Origin of the sequence: Pseudoalteromonas sp. Angola-30 (genome assembly GCF_028599215.1) — a bacterium.
Classification (GTDB): Bacteria; Pseudomonadota; Gammaproteobacteria; order Enterobacterales; family Alteromonadaceae; genus Pseudoalteromonas; species Pseudoalteromonas atlantica.
On sequence record NZ_JAQREI010000007.1, the window covers coordinates 25,711 to 41,969 of the forward strand.

Annotated in this window: 19 protein-coding genes; all 19 read left to right on the forward strand. The window is 38.2% G+C overall.

The window, feature by feature from the left end; genetic code table 11:
- The first annotated feature begins 108 nt into the window (after positions 1-108).
- The 19 genes from PSH54_RS10745 to PSH54_RS10835 all read left to right on the forward strand — a co-directional run bounded on the left by PSH54_RS10745 (position 109) and on the right by PSH54_RS10835 (position 16,235).
- Positions 109-804 carry a beta-ketoacyl synthase chain length factor gene (locus tag PSH54_RS10745; RefSeq protein WP_095206597.1) on the forward strand — a complete coding sequence of 232 codons (696 nt, stop codon included), beginning with the start codon at positions 109-111 and terminating at the stop codon, positions 802-804.
- The gene (locus tag PSH54_RS10750) at positions 797-1,582 is read left to right on the forward strand and encodes a lysophospholipid acyltransferase family protein (RefSeq protein WP_273606118.1); all 786 of its coding nucleotides are present in this window, start codon (positions 797-799) and stop codon (positions 1,580-1,582) included. Before PSH54_RS10745 ends, PSH54_RS10750 begins: the two co-directional genes overlap by 8 nt.
- A complete protein-coding gene (locus tag PSH54_RS10755) occupies positions 1,579-1,836 on the forward strand; it encodes a phosphopantetheine-binding protein (protein WP_004586478.1) in 258 nt (85 codons plus the stop codon). Before PSH54_RS10750 ends, PSH54_RS10755 begins: the two co-directional genes overlap by 4 nt.
- A 22-nt stretch (positions 1,837-1,858) precedes the next feature.
- On the forward strand, positions 1,859-2,104 hold the full coding sequence (locus PSH54_RS10760; protein WP_004586477.1) for an acyl carrier protein: 246 nt from the start codon (positions 1,859-1,861) through the stop codon (positions 2,102-2,104).
- 164 nt (positions 2,105-2,268) lie between these two features.
- On the forward strand, positions 2,269-2,673 hold the full coding sequence (locus PSH54_RS10765) for a hypothetical protein (protein ID WP_256846298.1): 405 nt from the start codon (positions 2,269-2,271) through the stop codon (positions 2,671-2,673).
- Complete coding sequence (locus tag PSH54_RS10770) at positions 2,660-4,030, forward strand: AMP-binding protein (RefSeq protein ID WP_273606119.1); 1,371 nt, start codon at positions 2,660-2,662, stop codon at positions 4,028-4,030. Before PSH54_RS10765 ends, PSH54_RS10770 begins: the two co-directional genes overlap by 14 nt.
- Positions 4,014-4,379, forward strand: coding sequence for an ApeI family dehydratase (locus PSH54_RS10775; protein WP_256846296.1), 366 nt, complete (start codon positions 4,014-4,016; stop codon positions 4,377-4,379). Before PSH54_RS10770 ends, PSH54_RS10775 begins: the two co-directional genes overlap by 17 nt.
- Positions 4,372-5,121 (forward strand): glycosyltransferase family 2 protein, encoded by a 750-nt coding sequence (locus PSH54_RS10780; RefSeq protein WP_256846295.1) that lies wholly within the window; start codon positions 4,372-4,374, stop codon positions 5,119-5,121. The genes PSH54_RS10775 and PSH54_RS10780 overlap by 8 nt, the downstream gene beginning before the upstream one ends.
- Positions 5,111-6,070: an LpxL/LpxP family acyltransferase gene (locus PSH54_RS10785; protein WP_029771996.1), complete on the forward strand. Its 960-nt coding sequence runs from the start codon at positions 5,111-5,113 to the stop codon at positions 6,068-6,070. The genes PSH54_RS10780 and PSH54_RS10785 overlap by 11 nt, the downstream gene beginning before the upstream one ends.
- A complete protein-coding gene (locus PSH54_RS10790) occupies positions 6,054-7,616 on the forward strand; it encodes an HAL/PAL/TAL family ammonia-lyase (RefSeq protein WP_443197771.1) in 1,563 nt (520 codons plus the stop codon). Before PSH54_RS10785 ends, PSH54_RS10790 begins: the two co-directional genes overlap by 17 nt.
- A complete protein-coding gene (locus PSH54_RS10795) occupies positions 7,609-8,037 on the forward strand; it encodes an acyl-CoA thioesterase (RefSeq protein ID WP_096042938.1) in 429 nt (142 codons plus the stop codon). Before PSH54_RS10790 ends, PSH54_RS10795 begins: the two co-directional genes overlap by 8 nt.
- Before the next feature lie 14 nt (positions 8,038-8,051).
- On the forward strand, positions 8,052-8,573 hold the full coding sequence (locus PSH54_RS10800) for an outer membrane lipoprotein carrier protein LolA (protein ID WP_004586469.1): 522 nt from the start codon (positions 8,052-8,054) through the stop codon (positions 8,571-8,573).
- Between the two features lie 29 nt (positions 8,574-8,602).
- Complete coding sequence (locus tag PSH54_RS10805; RefSeq protein ID WP_273606121.1) at positions 8,603-10,849, forward strand: transporter; 2,247 nt, start codon at positions 8,603-8,605, stop codon at positions 10,847-10,849.
- Positions 10,850-10,853: 4 nt separating this feature from the next.
- Complete coding sequence (locus PSH54_RS10810; protein WP_064387203.1) at positions 10,854-12,092, forward strand: NAD(P)/FAD-dependent oxidoreductase; 1,239 nt, start codon at positions 10,854-10,856, stop codon at positions 12,090-12,092.
- Complete coding sequence (locus tag PSH54_RS10815) at positions 12,080-12,667, forward strand: DUF3261 domain-containing protein (RefSeq protein WP_004586466.1); 588 nt, start codon at positions 12,080-12,082, stop codon at positions 12,665-12,667. The genes PSH54_RS10810 and PSH54_RS10815 overlap by 13 nt, the downstream gene beginning before the upstream one ends.
- Positions 12,667-13,836, forward strand: a complete 1,170-nt coding sequence (locus PSH54_RS10820; RefSeq protein WP_273606122.1) for a beta-ketoacyl-ACP synthase — start codon at positions 12,667-12,669, stop codon at positions 13,834-13,836. Before PSH54_RS10815 ends, PSH54_RS10820 begins: the two co-directional genes overlap by 1 nt.
- Positions 13,829-14,284 (forward strand): hotdog family protein, encoded by a 456-nt coding sequence (locus tag PSH54_RS10825; protein ID WP_273606123.1) that lies wholly within the window; start codon positions 13,829-13,831, stop codon positions 14,282-14,284. The genes PSH54_RS10820 and PSH54_RS10825 overlap by 8 nt, the downstream gene beginning before the upstream one ends.
- The gene (gene fabG, locus PSH54_RS10830) at positions 14,281-15,006 is read left to right on the forward strand and encodes a 3-oxoacyl-ACP reductase FabG (RefSeq protein WP_273606124.1); all 726 of its coding nucleotides are present in this window, start codon (positions 14,281-14,283) and stop codon (positions 15,004-15,006) included. Before PSH54_RS10825 ends, fabG begins: the two co-directional genes overlap by 4 nt.
- The gene (locus PSH54_RS10835; RefSeq protein WP_029772006.1) at positions 15,006-16,235 is read left to right on the forward strand and encodes a beta-ketoacyl-ACP synthase; all 1,230 of its coding nucleotides are present in this window, start codon (positions 15,006-15,008) and stop codon (positions 16,233-16,235) included. The genes fabG and PSH54_RS10835 overlap by 1 nt, the downstream gene beginning before the upstream one ends.
- Positions 16,236-16,259 lie beyond the last annotated feature (24 nt).

Genomic DNA, 16,259 nt, shown 5'->3' on the forward strand with positions numbered 1-16,259 from the left:
CAGCGCTGAACAGTTAGTAAGTGCTGGCATTTATTTAATGAATATTTTACTTTTATTGCTAATATCGGTAAAATTCTCGCCCCCTTACTTACTAAATAACGTTTATTTGTGAAATTTGTTGTTGAACAACTCGCTACATGGATTAAGCCTGAACAGCGACAAAGCCCCTCTGAAAATTGGTACGACTCATCACCAATTACATTAAGTTGGGTACCTGCAATGCAGCGCAGAAGAATGACACCATTTGTAAAAATGGTTTTACATACTGCGCACCAGGTTACAAATGATAAAGGGTATGAAAACATGCCTGTTATTTTTTCATCACGCCATGGCGATTTCCATAAAACAGCTAATTTATTAGGAGAGCTTGGTGAGAAACAACCTCTATCTCCGACAGGCTTTGGTTTAAGTGTGCACAACGCTGCGATTGGTATGTATAGCATTATTAGCGGTAACACCCAACCTATGAACGCTATCGCAGCGGGTAAGGATAGCTTTGCTTGCGCTTTGATTGAAGCATATATAAAGTTGGTTGAGTATAAACAACCACATATATTACTTGTGCATACAGATGAGTCACTCCCAGAGCCGTACACAACATTTGTTGATGAGGCACAAATAACACATTCTATTGCGTTAGTTATACGTTTAGCTACAGAAAAAGAAGCTCATTTTAGTTTAACTAAACAAGCCACTAACAATAGCGAACAAACAACTACTCCTTTAAGTTTAGAGCTTGCTAAAGCAATGTTTAACAAACAAAGCGCCAGTGCTAATGGTTGGTTGTTAACACACTATGCTTAATACAATAATAAGAGTAATAGGCCTTGTTTGGCGCATTATAGCCACTGGCCTTTGTTTTAGTGTATTTGGTTTGGGTGGGCTATTTTTAGCCTTACTACTATTCCCCGTTCAACGTTTATTTCAACGCTGTCCTGTAAAGCAAAAAGAAGATGCGCGTACGGTAGTGCATTATAGCTTTAAATTTTTTGTCGCTTTAATGCATTATACTGGCGCTATCCGTTTTCATATTAAAGATAAAGCCCATTTAGCTAATTTGAAAGGCGAGCTTGTTTTGGCTAATCACCCATCACTTATTGATGTTGTGGTACTTATATCGGTTATTAAAAATGTTGATTGCGTTGTAAAAGCACACCTTTTTAAAAACCCTTTTATGCGTGGTGTGATAAAAAGTACAGGTTATATAAGCAATGAAGACCCGCAAGAATTATTAAAAGAATGCGAGCAAACACTAAAAAGAGGGAATAACTTAATTGTTTTTCCTGAGGGAACACGTTCAGTACCTCATAATTCGCTTAAATTTAAAAGAGGGGCTGCAAATATAGCCCTTAGATGTCATGCCCCTATAACCACCGTATTGATTAAAATGAAACCTAATACGTTAACTAAAGGGACGCCTTGGTACAAAGTAGCCCCATACCAAGCGCATTTTTTTATGCAACTAGCACCACATTCTTTCAAAAGCGATATTATTTATACAAGCGACGTACCTGCAATACAGTCCCGCCAGCTTACGAAAGGCTTACAACAATACTTTACAAAAGAGCTTAGCTATATATGAGTGAATTAAAACAACAAATTAAACAATTGATTATTTCGAGCCTAGATCTTGAAGATATGACCACTGCCGATATAAAAGACGACGAGCCTTTATTTGTAGATGGTTTAGGGCTAGATAGCATTGATGCGCTAGAGCTCGGGCTTGCTATCAAAAAAGAATTTGACGTAAAAATTGATGCAAATTCAGAACAAACTAAAGCGCATTTTGCGAGTGTTAACTCTTTAGCGCAATTTATAGAACAATCACGTACTTAATTAACACACACTAGGAATAATAATGAAAACCGCTGCTGAAATTTATGATGTATTACACGGCATTTTAGAAAATGAATTTGAAATAGATGCTGAAGATATCTCTTTAGAAGCTAACCTGTACGAAGATTTAGACTTAGACAGTATTGACGCTGTAGATTTAGTTGTTAAGTTACGTGAAATTACAGGTAAGAAAATTGAGCCTGACGCATTTAAACAAGTTCGCACTGTGCAAGATGTTGTATCTGAAATAGAAAAGCTCGTTAAATAAGCATGTTTAAGGCATTTTTAACAGCGTTAATAATGATTTTTTTAACCTGTTACCCTTTCATTGTTTATATAGGGCTGACACGTTTCAACAGTTATTTACTCACTGTGATTTTATTAACACTGTTAATAATAAGGCTTTGGCTAAGCAAGCCTTTATTAGCTAAAATGCCATGGATAAAGCCAGCCTCATTACTTGGAATTTTAGCTATTGGCTTATCTAAAACGATGGGCAGTGATTTTGGTATTCGGCTTTATCCGGTTATTGTAAATACTGTTATGTTTTTTGTTTTTGCTTACTCGCTTTATAAAGGTCCAAGTATCATAGAAACGTTTGCGCGTATCACTGAGCCAAAGCTTGATAAAAGAGCCATTTCGTACACTAAAAATGTAACTAAAATATGGTGCGTTTTTTTTGTTTTTAACGCCAGTATAGCGTTATACACTAGTGTGTATACAGCTCTTGATGTGTGGGCATTTTATAACGGTTTTATTGCATACATTATTATGGGTGTTTTATTTGCAGTAGAGTGGTTAGTAAGGAAAAAAGTAAAAAGGAATGCAGGTGTTTAATACTTTAGATAACGCAAGCATAAATATTCGATTTAATCATAATGGCTCAGCGTTATCTGAGCGTCAATTTGTTAATGATATTAATCAAGTTTTGGCTAAAATTCCGCAATCGCCTACTAAAGCATCGGCAGTGCTTTTCAACAGTAGTAGCTATGATTTTGCTGTAAACCTTTTTGCATTGGCGCATAAAGGCTGGACTATAATTTTACCGCCTAATGGTCAAAGCGAAACACTCAATGCGCTTTTAGAGCAAACCCCTTACTATTTGGGCGATAGTGATTTGGTCGAGCATGCGACTACGCCATTTGAAAATATTGGTAATTTAACAACTACACCTAACTACACACCGTTCAATAAAATTGCTTGGCCGAGTGAAGGTAACCTTGTTTTTTATACTTCTGGCTCTTCAGGTCAAGCGAAGCCTATTTTTAAATCGTGGCGAGTGCTTAATAAAGAGATAAAAACGCTCAACAGTACGTTTGCTTTAACACGTAACCCTGTATTTATTGCCAGTGTTTCGCATCAGCATATTTACGGTTTGTTATTTAGAGTGTTATGGCCGCTTAGCAATAACCAAATAATTGATACAGACTTGCTTAACTACCCCGAACATATTGCTACTAAACTTAAAACAATTACACAGGCCGTATTTATATCCAGTCCGGCACAGCTAAAGCGGCTGCATCTAGATAACGTTTTAATAGAAGAAAAGTCACATTTACAGTGGGTTTTCTCATCCGGTGGGCCGCTTCAAAATGAAGACGCTGTCACTTTAAATAAACAGCTAAATAAACCCATTACTCAAGTATTTGGCAGCACCGAAACTGGCGGAATTGCATATCGTCAGGTTGTGTCTTTAGAGAACGTTAGTCATTGGCAGCCATTTTTAGGGATCACATTACACAGTACCTCTGAACAACGATTAGTGTTGAATTCGCCTTTAGTTGAGCAAACAAACTATTTATTAGATGACCGAGGTACATTATTTCAAAATGGCCAATTTGAATTACTAGGTCGTTTTGACCGTATTATAAAGCTTGAAGAAAAACGCTTAAGCCTTGACGAACTAGAGCTACATTTATGCAAAAGTGAGTGGGTACAGGAAGCTAAAGTAATAACGCTAAATGGGAAACGTTTAGTATTAGGCGCTGTTATAGTGCTTACACATAAAGGACGAGCATATTTAAACGCCAATGGAAAGTTAGCGACTAATACGCTTTTAAAAACACATACATTGAATCGTTTTGAAGGGATCTGCACGCCTAAAAAATGGCGTTTTCTAAATCAATTACCCTACAACACGCAAGCTAAAATAAATTTAAAAGTATTGGAGTCTCTTTTTGTCAAAGTTGATTAACACAAAGCCTGAACTTGTTAACTGTGTATCGTCAACACAGAATCATTGCCTAACGCTTTTTATACCGCCAAGTTTAGATTATTTTAAAGGTCACTTTAGTCAAGGCCCTATTTTAGCAGGTGTAGTGCAGCTCGATTGGGCAGTAGATGCCGTGCGAAAATACTTTAATGTTAAACGTGAAGTAAAAGATATTGAAGTGCTTAAGTTTCAGGTTGTTATTACCCCTGGTCTAACAATTAAATTAACTGTAGAAGAAAAGCCTGGCGGTAAGTATGGCTTTTCGTATCAATCAGATAAAGGCCAACACGCCTCAGGGCGTATAGTGTTTAAAAGTGATACAGATGAATAATTTTTGTATTGTTATACCTAATTTTAATCATGTAAGTGTTATTGATGAAGTACTTGCAACGTTAACTGAGTATACGCTGCCAATAATAATGGTTGATGATGCCAGTAGTGTGCAGGCTAAATCTCTTTTTGCTACTCTTGAGAAAAAATATGCCCACCTCACTCTTATATCGCATGAGAAAAATGAAGGCAAAGGCGGTGCGGTACAAACAGGATTGCGCTGCGCGTATGAGCAAGGTTATAGCCATGCAATACAAGTAGATGCAGATGGGCAACATAATTTATCAGATATCAAAAAGTTGATTGAGCTTTCAAACACACACCCACAGGCATTAATTAGTTGTTGCCCAGTGTATGATGAATCGGTTCCTAAGCACCGTTACTTAGCACGTTATTTAACCCATGTGTGGGTATGGATAGAAACGCTCAGCTTTAAAATTGTGGACTCAATGTGTGGTTTTAGAGTCTACCCTTTAAATGTGACTAATAAGCTTATAAGTGAGGTTAATCTCGGTAAGCGTATGGACTTTGATCCAGAAATACTGGTTAGGTTATATTGGCGCAACGTTCCATTTGTTTTTTTACCAAGCCAGGTTATTTACCCAGAAAATGGCTTGTCACACTTCCAGCCACTCCAAGATAATGTGCGTATTTCGTGGTTACATACGCGTTTATTTTTTGGCATGCTGCTTCGTTCACCTGTCTTACTATGGCATAAATATAAGAGACGTTATGGCCGTTAAACATTGGTCTAAAATGCAAGAGCGAGGTAACTTTTTAGGTATACAAATATTACTATTTGCCCATAAAGTACTTGGCCGTAAAGGGTTGTGGGTTATTTTATTCCCGGTTGTTTGCTATTTGTTTATTACCGGTAAAGTTGCACGCGCGGCTTCTAAGCAGTTTTTAGTCCAAGTTAATAATTACAATAATGTTGAGCGTAAAGTAACTTTTAAACAACAGCTTATGCATTTTTGTAGTTTTGCCGATAGCGCCCTTGATAAAATTGATGGTTGGCTCGGTCGAATTTCAAAAAAGGATATCCAATATACTAATGAACAGCTGTTTATTGATTTAAATGAGCAACAGCAAGGGGCCATTTTTATTGGCTCTCACTTGGGTAACCTTGAGGTATGTAGAGCACTGAGCCAGCATCGCAGCAGTAAAAAAATTAATGTGCTTGTATTTACTCATCACGCTGTTGAATTTAATAAAATGCTTAAAAAAATTAACCCCGCGGTGTCGGTTAACTTAATTCAAGTGAGCGATATGGGGCCTGATCTAGCTATTTTATTAAAAGATAAAGTAGAGCAGGGTGAAATAGTCGTTATTGTTGGTGATAGAACAAGCGCTACAACGGGTGAGCGATCAACACGTGTTGAGTTTTTAGGTAAGCCAGCATCTTTTTCTCAAGGGCCTTTTATATTAGCTGCATTATTAGATTGCCCCGTTTACTTTTTATTTTGCTTAAAAGATAAAAAAACAAAAAAGTATCATGTGATTTTTGAACATTATAGCCAAACATTAAAAATACCCCGCTCACAAAGGCAAGGTCTATTAACCACTGTAATTACAGATTTTTCTGCACGTTTAGGCTTTTATGCCGCGCGGTATCCTTATCAGTGGTTTAATTTTTATGATTTTTGGCAAAACGATCAGCAAGTAGAACGCAGCAATGCAAAGGAGAAGTAGAGTGTCAGCTCAGGAAGTACAGCTTTTTGGAAACCAACAACTTTCTATTGAAGATATTGTTAATATTGCACATCAAAATACTCAGGTGCAATTAAGTGGCTGCGAGCAATTTAGCGCAAAAATTGATAGCGCGCTTAGCTTTTTAGACTCTCTACTCAAAGAAGATGGTGTGATTTATGGGGTAACTACAGGCTATGGTGACTCAGTCACGGTTCCTGTGCCACTTAACTTAGTTGATGAGCTGCCATTACATTTAACGCGCTTTCATGGTTGTGGACTAGGCGATGTGTTTAATAAAGTGCAAGGGCGTGCAATTTTAGCTACGCGCTTAGCATCACTTTCACAAGGCTATTCTGGCGTAAGCTGGGAAATGCTTAATCTTCTCAAAGACTATTTAAACCTTGATATAGTACCTGTTATTCCTCAAGAAGGCTCGGTAGGCGCTAGCGGTGATTTAACCCCACTGTCGTATGTAGCAGGTGCTATGGTTGGTGAACGTGATGTTTTTTACAAAGATAAAATACTTAACAGCGCACAGGTAATGCAAGCGGCAGGTTTAAAGCCTTTAACGCTTCGCCCAAAAGAGGGGCTTGCAGTTATGAATGGTACAGCTGTGATGACCGCACTGGCTTGTTTAGCGTTTGATAGAGCTAATTATTTAGCAAAACTTGCAAGTAGGATTACTGCATTGTCTAGCCTTGCTCTTAAAGGTAATAGTCATCATTTTGATGAAATTTTATTCTCTGTTAAGCCTCATCCTGGGCAGCAACAAGTTGCTAAATGGATACGAGATGATTTAAACCATCATGACCATCCTCGTAACGCTGATAGACTGCAAGATAGGTACTCTATTCGCTGTGCACCGCATGTTATTGGTGTATTGCAAGATAGTTTGCCATTTTTCAGGCAGATGATAGAAAACGAGCTTAATTCTGCAAACGATAACCCTATTATTGATGGCGAGGGTGAGCATGTACTTCATGGTGGCCATTTTTATGGCGGCCACATTGCAATGGCAATGGATAGTATGAAAACAGCGATTGCAAATCTGGCAGATTTAGCTGACAGGCAAATCGCTTCATTGGTCGATACTAAATTTAATAATGGATTACCATCAAATTTATCAGACAGTGAGGCTGAACGTCGTTACATAAATCATGGCTTTAAAGCCGTGCAAATAGGCGCCAGTGCCTATACTGCTGAAGCGCTTAAGTTAACGATGCCTGCAAGTGTATTTTCTCGCTCTACTGAGTGCCATAATCAAGATAAAGTAAGTATGGGGACTATTGCCTCACGTGATTGTTTGCGTATTTTACAGCTTACAGAGCAGGTTGTTGCAAGTACGTTACTAGCAAGTATTCAAGGAGTGAGGCTGCGTATTAAACAAGGCGAACTTGAATTTTCAAGTTTAACTGCAGATATGCAAGCGATGTATACTGACATAACTCATTATTTCGAAAACCTAACTGAAGATAGGCCAATGGAAGCGGTACTTAGACAAACCATTAGTTATATTCAAGAAAAACGTTGGGCTTTATATGAATAGTAAAGGCGCTTTGCTAACTCATGAAGTGGAAATTGAAATTCCATTTCATGACTGCGATCCGATGAATGTTGTATGGCATGGTAATTACCCTCGCTACTTAGAGGTGGCTCGCTGTGAGTTACTGCGATTATTTGATTACGACTATCCTCAAATGATGGAGTCGGGTTATGCGTGGCCAATAGTGGATATGCAAATTAAGTACGTGGCATCCGCCATATTTACCCAAAAAATTAAAGTGACCGCGCATTTAAAAGAGTTCGAAAACCGATTAAAAATTGATTATGTAATTACAGATGCCATAACGAATAAGCGTATTACTAAAGCGACTACCACTCAAGTTGCTGTTGAGATATCGACTAAAGAAATGCAGTTTGCCTCACCAGCGGTGATAGTTGATAAGCTTGCAAAAATACTTAGCTAATATTGGATGATGCTATGAATTATTTAAAAAATTGTGTGTTTGTTAGTGCTCTTTATTTTGTTTTTTTTAGTGCCAGTTTATTAGCTGCTACGACAGTTTCGGGTGAATTTAAGCAATTAAAGCATTTTGCCGGTTTCTCTAAACCATTCATCTCTAAAGGGGAGTTTACACTTGAAGGGGAAAAGCTGCTTTGGTATGTAAAAACACCAGTGCAAAGTACATTACTAATCGAGAATGGCCAAGTATTTGTGAAAAATAAAGAGGGTGAGCTTACTCCTCAGCCTGGCAGCGAGCAGTTTGTAGGCTTATTAACTGACTTACTCGCATTAGATATGAAAGCCTTATATGCGCGGTTTGATGTAACAAATCAAACAGGCTGTTTATTATTAAAGCCAAAAGATACGCTATTAAAACAGCTGTTTAGCCATTTTATTCTTTGTGAAAATAACCAGCGTGTACAAAGTATAACCTTAAATGAGCACTCGGGTAGCAACACAGTAATAGAGTTTTCTTATGCAAATACACCTAATAATTAATAAGTGTAAGTAACCTTCGGAAAAGTGATGTGATTAAACGTATTAGTGTACTTATTACATGGTTTGGTTTTTTAGCTGTTTTACTTTGTGCTGCTTTGTATATCACTAAGCCTGTATTAAATGCTGATATGTTTAGTTTATTACCAAAATCACATTCTCAATTGGCGTACGGCGAAGAGGTCTTTTTTAAAAAAAATGCAAACCGTATTATGTTTTCATTTACTGGTGATGGTAAAAACTTAGCACATGACGAGCTTAAATCATGGCTGTTAAAACGTGATATAAAAAATAGCTTTGAACTGCCAAGCATTGTGCAGTTATCTTCAGTGTTCTCTGCGTATCAACATGCGCTGCTTAGCGACAATTATAAAAATAGTATGGTTGATAAAGCACAGTTTGAGTCATTTTACCTTACTCAATTAAATCAATTAGGAAACCCTTTTGTAAGTGCCACCCTAAAAGCCGATATTAGTTTAAGTCTTGCTGCATTTATAGGCGATAATTTAAAACAAAGTCAGTTATTCTCTTTAAAAAATGAGCGGTTAACGCGCCGTCTAAATCATACTGATTATGCTGTTATATTGGCTACCATTCCTAACAATAGCCTCCCAATTGATGAGTCTATTAAGCTTGCGAGCAGCATTAAAAATAAGCTTGAAAGTTTAAATGATACGTACCCACAGACCACTATTCGCTATTCAGGTGCTCTTTTTCATACAGCTGAAAACGCTCAGCAAGCTAAGTATGAAATGAGCTTATTTGGTGGCCTTAGTGTAATCGCATTACTTTTAATGGTGTTTTGGGTATTTAGGCAAGTCAGTAGCATTTTACTTGCAAGCTTAACCGTACTTAGTGCACTGGCTGGTGGTGCTACGGCCATGGTATTTGTGTTTAATTCGATTCATTTATTAACACTGGTTTTTGCTGTAACCCTAATTGGTATAGCTATTGATTATGCATTTCATGCGATGACTGATTTAGCGTATGGCAACAGTTTTTACCAAAGTAGTGGGTTAAGTAAAGGCACAAAAACAGCTTTGCTTTTATCTTTTATTACAACAGGCCTCGGCTATAGCTGTTTATTAGGTGCGCCAATTTCACTTTTATCGCAAGTAGCAGTGTTTGTAATTGCTGGGCTTGCGAGCGCCTGGTTATTCACATTAATTATATTACCTATCTGGCAATCTAAGCTTGTACTCTCTGAGCGAAGTTTGATTAAAAGTCAGCAGTTATTAGGTTTAATGGTGCGCTTTAACCGTTGTAAGCAATCGGTTTTACTCGTATTGGGGCTGGTGTTAATGTTTTTGTTTTACCTTAAACCCATTTCATTTAACAACGATGTACGTTTACTAAATGCAAGCCCACAACAACTAATACTTAATGAGCAAAAGCATTTAACTTTAATGGGACAGTTAGATGCCCACATTGTATTTTTATTTGCATCAAATGCTGAACAACTACTGCAAAAGCAAGAGCAACTAATAGATGATTTAAAGCGTATTAACCCACATCTTAAACACAATGCTATTAAGCGTTGGTTACCTAGTAAGCGCACGCAAAAAAATAATTTAGCGCTCTTTAACGGGGCTGTTAAAAACGATGTGTTAACTATCACTGAAAAATATACAGGGATAAAAGTTGAGTCAGCTAACACAGAACTTTTGAGTTACGACGCTTTAGCAAATAGTCATTTTTCAGCACTTTTAAATGCTCAAATGTTTGTTGAGCCTAATAAGGCTGTTACTTGGTTTTCTGTATCGGGAATATCCACGCACGCGTTAACTTCTAGCGTTAATGCTTATGAAGATGCGTTTATATATAACAAGCCTGAGCAAATCAGTAGCCTACTTGAAAACTACAGCCAGTATTTATTGCTTACATTGGGCGTGGCCATTGTTATTTGCTTTGTTTTATTTAGCTATAAATTTGGCCTTCGGATTGGCACTGTGCAGGTGATAACATTAAGTGCCAGCCTATTGACTATGCTTTGGGTATGTAATGCAGCGCAAGGAAGTATCTCAATTTTTAATCTGCTAGGTGGCTTACTCATTATTGGCCTAGCCATAGATTATTTAGTGTTTTACCAAATTAACAACTTAACGGCGGTAAATGTATTGGCCATTAGCTTGTCGGCCGCCTCTTCGATGTGTGTATTTGGTATGCTCGCCTTTTCAAATACTCCCGCCATTTTTAGTTTTGGCCTTACTGTTATGGTAGGGATTTTAGCCGTATATATTTTATCTCCATTAAGTGTATTAAAGTCTCAAAAGGAATAATAATTTGAACAACCTTGAGCAGTATGATGTTGTGGTTATAGGAGCAGGGCCTTCAGGTGCACTTGTAAGTAGCTTATTAGTACAAAAAGGCTGGAAAGTGCTGGTGCTAGAGCAACAAGTATTTCCTCGTTTTTCAATTGGCGAAAGCTTATTACCTCAATGTATGGAGTATTTAGCTGATGCTGGGCTAGTTAACACAATACATGAACATGCAGATGAGCTTGGCTTTCAATTTAAAGATGGTGCTGCGTTTCATCGTAATGGCCAAAATACAGCTATAAATTTTACTGAAAAATTTAGCCTAGGCCCGGGTACTACTTTTCAAGTTAAACGGGCTGATTTTGATAAGCTGATTGCTGATAGAGCGCAGCATCAAGGCGTTGAAATTCGCTATCAGCATAGTGTTATTGGTTTTACTGATGAAGCTGCTAGTGCGACGCTGCAAGTGCAAAATAATAAAAATCAAACGTATGATGTAAGGGCTAAGTTTGTACTTGATGCGAGTGGTTTCGGCCGAGTTTTACCAAAACTTTTAAATTTAGAAAAACCTTCTACTTTTCCTGTGCGTAGTGCTTATTTCAGTCACTTTAATGATGGCATTACTGACGAGCTGTTTGATAGAAATAAAATTTTAATAACCGTTCACCCTAAATTTAATGATGTTTGGTATTGGCTCATCCCCTTTAGTGATGGCACGTCCAGCATTGGGGTTGTTGCAAAGCAAACACGCTTTAATGAGAGTAGTGAAGCTGACACCTTAAAACAGTTTATAGAGCAAGACCCTTACTTAAAAAAACTTTTAGCTAATCGCGTACCTATAACACAAGCGCGTAGCATTAGTGGTTACTCTGCTAATGTATGTACGCTACATGGAAAGCATTTTGCTTTACTAGGCAATGCGGGTGAATTTTTAGATCCGGTGTTTTCATCTGGGGTGACTATTGCTTTAAAGTCTGCACACTTAATTGCCCCCCTTATTGATGATTATTTAAATGGAGAAGTGATTGATTTTGAGGAATGTTACGCCGAGCCATTGCAGGCAGGAGTTGATTGTTTTAAAACCTTTGTTAAAGGTTGGTACGATACCCGATTTCAAGACGTTATTTTTTATTCAGAACAAAACTCGCAGGTTCGTGAAATGATCAGTGCTATTTTAGCGGGTTACGCATGGGATAAAAATAATCCATTTGTTGCTCAAAGTGAGCGTCGTTTAAATGTATTAGCGCAGCTATGTCAAAATTAATCCCAGTTATTGAGGCTCATACCAGACACTTTTTAAAATGTACTTTTATAGCTTTAGTGTGTGTTTGCATAACAGCATGTAGTAGCACATATAAAAGCAGTGAGCGTGTTGATATTTCTGCAGCCACTACACTTGATATTTCGCATGTGCCTGTACAAATGTTTGATCAAAATTGGCAGCATGTTTTATATATTCAAAACAATGAGAAAGAGCATACATTATTAGCACAATTAGAAATAAACAAGCAGGGTACTATCAACTTATTGTTAATGACTACACAAGGCTTACCTATTTTAAAGCTTGAGAAACTAAATAACCAACCACCTAATGTTACTAAAATGATAGTCGGTGTTGATTTAGACCCAGCTTATATATTGGCAGATATTGCCTTAGTGCATTGGCCTGTATTATTTCTTAATGAGAAAATATCTGGGGCGATTATAAAGCAGATAGCCACACAAAGGCGTGTAGTAAAAAATAACCGCTCGATTATTACAATAAATTATAGCGATAATAAAACAGTACTAAATAATAGTGAGCGACATTATCAAATTACATTTGAGAAGGTAAACTAGTGACTTTTTGGTTAAATGATTTAGGCATTGTAAGTGCAATGGGCAAAGGCGTTGAAGATACAATTATTAGCCTAAATAACTTACAAAATAATGAAGCCCCACAGCTTTTAAAGACAAAAGATTTAAGCACAGAGGGTTTGCCATTTTATATTGGGCACGTGGACTGCGTTCCTCTAAATCAAAAGCACCGTATTGATACGCTAATTGATATAGCCCTTGAGCAAATATCCCCAACACTTAAGCGTTTTTCACATATTGATAAATCACGAATTGCTGTTGTGGTAGGTACAAGTACATCTGGGGTGCATGATGGCGAACAAGCTCGAGCTGAACACGACAGTTCAGGTGTGTGGCCAAGTGACTTTTTATATGCTGATCAAGAACTTGCTACTCCTGCGCATTACATAGCCGAAAAAGTAGGGGCGTTAGGCCCTTGTTATAGTATTTCAACGGCATGTACCTCAAGTGCTAAAGCTCTCATTAGCGCAAAAGCTTTAATAACTGCTGACTTAGCAGACGTTGTAATTTGTGGTGGCGTAGACAGCCTTTGCAAACTTACCATTAATGGATTTAATGCCTTGGCATCAATGAGCACTGGAATGTGTAAGCCTTTTTGCGATGACAGAGATGGTATTAATATTGGTGAGGGTGCTGCGTTATTTGTCATGAGTAAAGAAGCACCGTTAGAAAATGGCGTCATGTTTTTAGGTGGTGGTGAAAGCTCTGATGCTCATCACATTTCGGCGCCAGACCCTAGCGGTAATGGTGCAAAATCGGCAATGAAAGCAGCTCTGGCCGTTGCTGACTTATTACCTAGTGATATTGACTATATAAATGCACACGGCACAGCGACAATTAAAAATGACGAAATGGAAGCCCTTGCAATTAATAGTGTGTTTGGCAACAATACACCGCTGAGCTCCAGTAAGTACTTAACTGGGCACACTTTAGGTGCAGCTGGTGCAATTGAAGCAGGTATTTGTTGGCTGTTGCTCAGAGGGAGAGGAAATATTACTTTGCCTTTTAATAAATGCACACACAGAAATAAGCTGGCAGATGTTAACGTTATTGAGCAAGCTAGCACGGTTAAATTAAATTACTGTCTATCTAACTCATTTGCGTTTGGTGGTAATAATGCTAGTTTGATTTTAGGTACTCATAATGAATAATTATTCTATAGAGCAGGTTGTACCCCACGATGCTCCTATGATCTTAATAGATCAGTTAGTTGAATACAGCGATGAAAGTGCAACCTGCTCTGTGACTATTACACCCCAAAGCCCTTTTTATAATGAGCAAATTGAGGGAGTGCCAAGTTATATCGGTGTTGAATATATGGCCCAGTCTATAGCTGCCTATGCTGGAGCATTAGCTAACGATATTAATGAAGCGGTTAAAATTGGCTTTTTGATCGGCACGCGAAAATATAAAACACATCAGACTATGTTTTATAAAAACAGCACCTTAACTATTTATGTTCACAAGCTTTACCAAGAAGAATCTGGTTTAAGTGTGTTTGAATGCCAAATAAGTGAAAATAAAAAAATACTGTGTGATGCAAAAATAAATGTATTTCAGCCAGAAGAACCGCTGGAATTTATAAGAGAAAACCAATGAATAAAAGAATTTTAGTGACCGGCTCTAGCCGGGGTATAGGTAAGGCTATTGCACTTAAACTTGCAGCTCAAGGCTATGACATTACTGTTCATTGCAGAACTGGTTTAGAGCAAGCTCAGCAAACATGTGCAGAAATACACGCACTTGGACAAAGCACTACACTACTACAATTTGACGTATGCGATAGAGCAGCGGCAAAGCAACAAATTGAGCAAGATATTACAAACAATGGTGCTTACTATGGTGTGGTGTGTAATGCGGGCATTACCAACGATATGGCTTTTCCGGCAATGCAGGGCGATGATTGGGATAGCGTAATTAGAACTGGGTTAGATGGCTTTTATAATGTTGTGCACCCAACAGTTATGCCCATGGTACAAACTCGTAAAGGTGGGCGCATTATTACTATGGCTTCAGTGTCGGGTATTGCGGGCAACAGAGGGCAAGTAAATTACAGCGCAGCGAAAGCAGGTATTATTGGCGCTACCAAAGCCCTATCGCTGGAACTAGCTAATCGAAAAATTACTGTAAATTGTGTAGCGCCTGGTTTAATTGAAACAGCAATGACGGATGAGCTTCCGGTTGCTGAAATGATGAAAATGATTCCACTTAAACGTATGGGAACAGTGAACGAAGTGGCTGGTACAGTTGCATTTTTAATGTCTGATGATGCTGCTTACATCACTCGCCAAGTTATTTCGGTTAACGGCGGGATGGTTTAATGAAACGTGTTGTTGTTACAGGGATGTCGGTTATAACCGCATTGGGCGATGATTGGGATGAATTTAAAAGCGCCTTGATTAAAGGTGAAAATGCAGTTGTAACAATGCGTGAATGGGATAAAGCTGATGGGCTTAATACACGCTTAGCTGCCCCTGTCACCCATTTTGAAAAACCTAACCATTATAAACGTAAGCAAATACGCTCAATGGGGCGAGTGGCACTTATGTCCACACGTGCAACTGAGCGTGCGCTTGAGCAAGCTGATTTACTTGAACATAAAAGTCTTACAGATGGCTCTACCGGTGTAGCATATGGCTCATCCACCGGCTCAACACCGCCGCTTCTCGCATTTGCAAATATGTTGGAAAGTGGCTCAATGTCTGGAGTCACAGCTACAAGCTATATTCAAATGATGGCACATACAGCGCCAGTAAATGTAGGCGTTTTTTTTGGCTTAAAAGGACGAGTGATCACCACAAGTTCGGCATGTACGTCTGGCTCGCAGGGTATTGGCTACGCCTATGAGGCAATTAAGTTTGGTCGTCAAAAAGTAATGGTAGCAGGGGGGGCAGAAGAGCTTTGTATTACCGAAGCAGCTGTATTTGATACGCTGTATGCTACAAGTATTAAAAATGACACCCCTAAAAATACGCCTCGCCCATTTGATAAAAGCCGTGATGGCTTGGTTATAGGAGAAGGTGCCGGTACTTTAATACTTGAAGAGTATGAGCATGCTAAAGCTAGAGGGGCAAATATATTGGCTGAGGTTGTCGGTTTTGGCTGTAACTCTGATGGACAACATGTTACTCAACCATCTTCAGATACCATGCAAATAGCCATTGAAATGGCATTGCAAGATGCCAATTTATCACCTGATAAAGTAGGTTATGTCAATGCGCATGGTACCTCAACCGATAGAGGTGATATTGCTGAGTCTCATGCTACTTTTAATGCGCTGGGAGTTAAACCTATTAGTTCTTTAAAAAGCTATTTAGGGCATACTTTAGGGGCGTGTGGTGCAATAGAAGCATGGGCTACTATTAATATGATGAGCGATAATTGGTTTGCACCTACAATAAATTTAACCGATATAGATAATGATTGCGCTGAGCTTGATTATATTAAGACACAAGGGCGAGAAATTAACACCGATTATGTCATGAGTAATAACTTTGCATTTGGTGGGATTAATACATCTCTTATTTTTAAACGGTATAAGCAAGATTAATCAAGTTTATAAACACTAATCACT

Excerpts from the sequence above, each read along its gene's own strand:
- PSH54_RS10795 (WP_096042938.1), top strand. The coding sequence starts at position 7,609 with ATGAATAGTAAAGGCGCTTTGCTAACTCATGAAGTGGAAATTGAAATT.
- PSH54_RS10755 (WP_004586478.1), top strand. The coding sequence starts at position 1,579 with ATGAGTGAATTAAAACAACAAATTAAACAATTGATTATTTCGAGCCTA.
- PSH54_RS10835 (WP_029772006.1), top strand. The coding sequence starts at position 15,006 with ATGAAACGTGTTGTTGTTACAGGGATGTCGGTTATAACCGCATTGGGC.
- PSH54_RS10815 (WP_004586466.1), top strand. The coding sequence starts at position 12,080 with ATGTCAAAATTAATCCCAGTTATTGAGGCTCATACCAGACACTTTTTA.
- PSH54_RS10750 (WP_273606118.1), top strand. The coding sequence starts at position 797 with ATGCTTAATACAATAATAAGAGTAATAGGCCTTGTTTGGCGCATTATA.
- PSH54_RS10790 (WP_443197771.1), top strand. The coding sequence starts at position 6,054 with ATGCAAAGGAGAAGTAGAGTGTCAGCTCAGGAAGTACAGCTTTTTGGA.
- fabG (WP_273606124.1), top strand. The coding sequence starts at position 14,281 with ATGAATAAAAGAATTTTAGTGACCGGCTCTAGCCGGGGTATAGGTAAG.
- PSH54_RS10770 (WP_273606119.1), top strand. The coding sequence starts at position 2,660 with ATGCAGGTGTTTAATACTTTAGATAACGCAAGCATAAATATTCGATTT.
- PSH54_RS10780 (WP_256846295.1), top strand. The coding sequence starts at position 4,372 with ATGAATAATTTTTGTATTGTTATACCTAATTTTAATCATGTAAGTGTT.
- PSH54_RS10785 (WP_029771996.1), top strand. The coding sequence starts at position 5,111 with ATGGCCGTTAAACATTGGTCTAAAATGCAAGAGCGAGGTAACTTTTTA.
- PSH54_RS10760 (WP_004586477.1), top strand. The coding sequence starts at position 1,859 with ATGAAAACCGCTGCTGAAATTTATGATGTATTACACGGCATTTTAGAA.
- PSH54_RS10800 (WP_004586469.1), top strand. The coding sequence starts at position 8,052 with ATGAATTATTTAAAAAATTGTGTGTTTGTTAGTGCTCTTTATTTTGTT.
- PSH54_RS10765 (WP_256846298.1), top strand. The coding sequence starts at position 2,269 with ATGCCATGGATAAAGCCAGCCTCATTACTTGGAATTTTAGCTATTGGC.
- PSH54_RS10825 (WP_273606123.1), top strand. The coding sequence starts at position 13,829 with ATGAATAATTATTCTATAGAGCAGGTTGTACCCCACGATGCTCCTATG.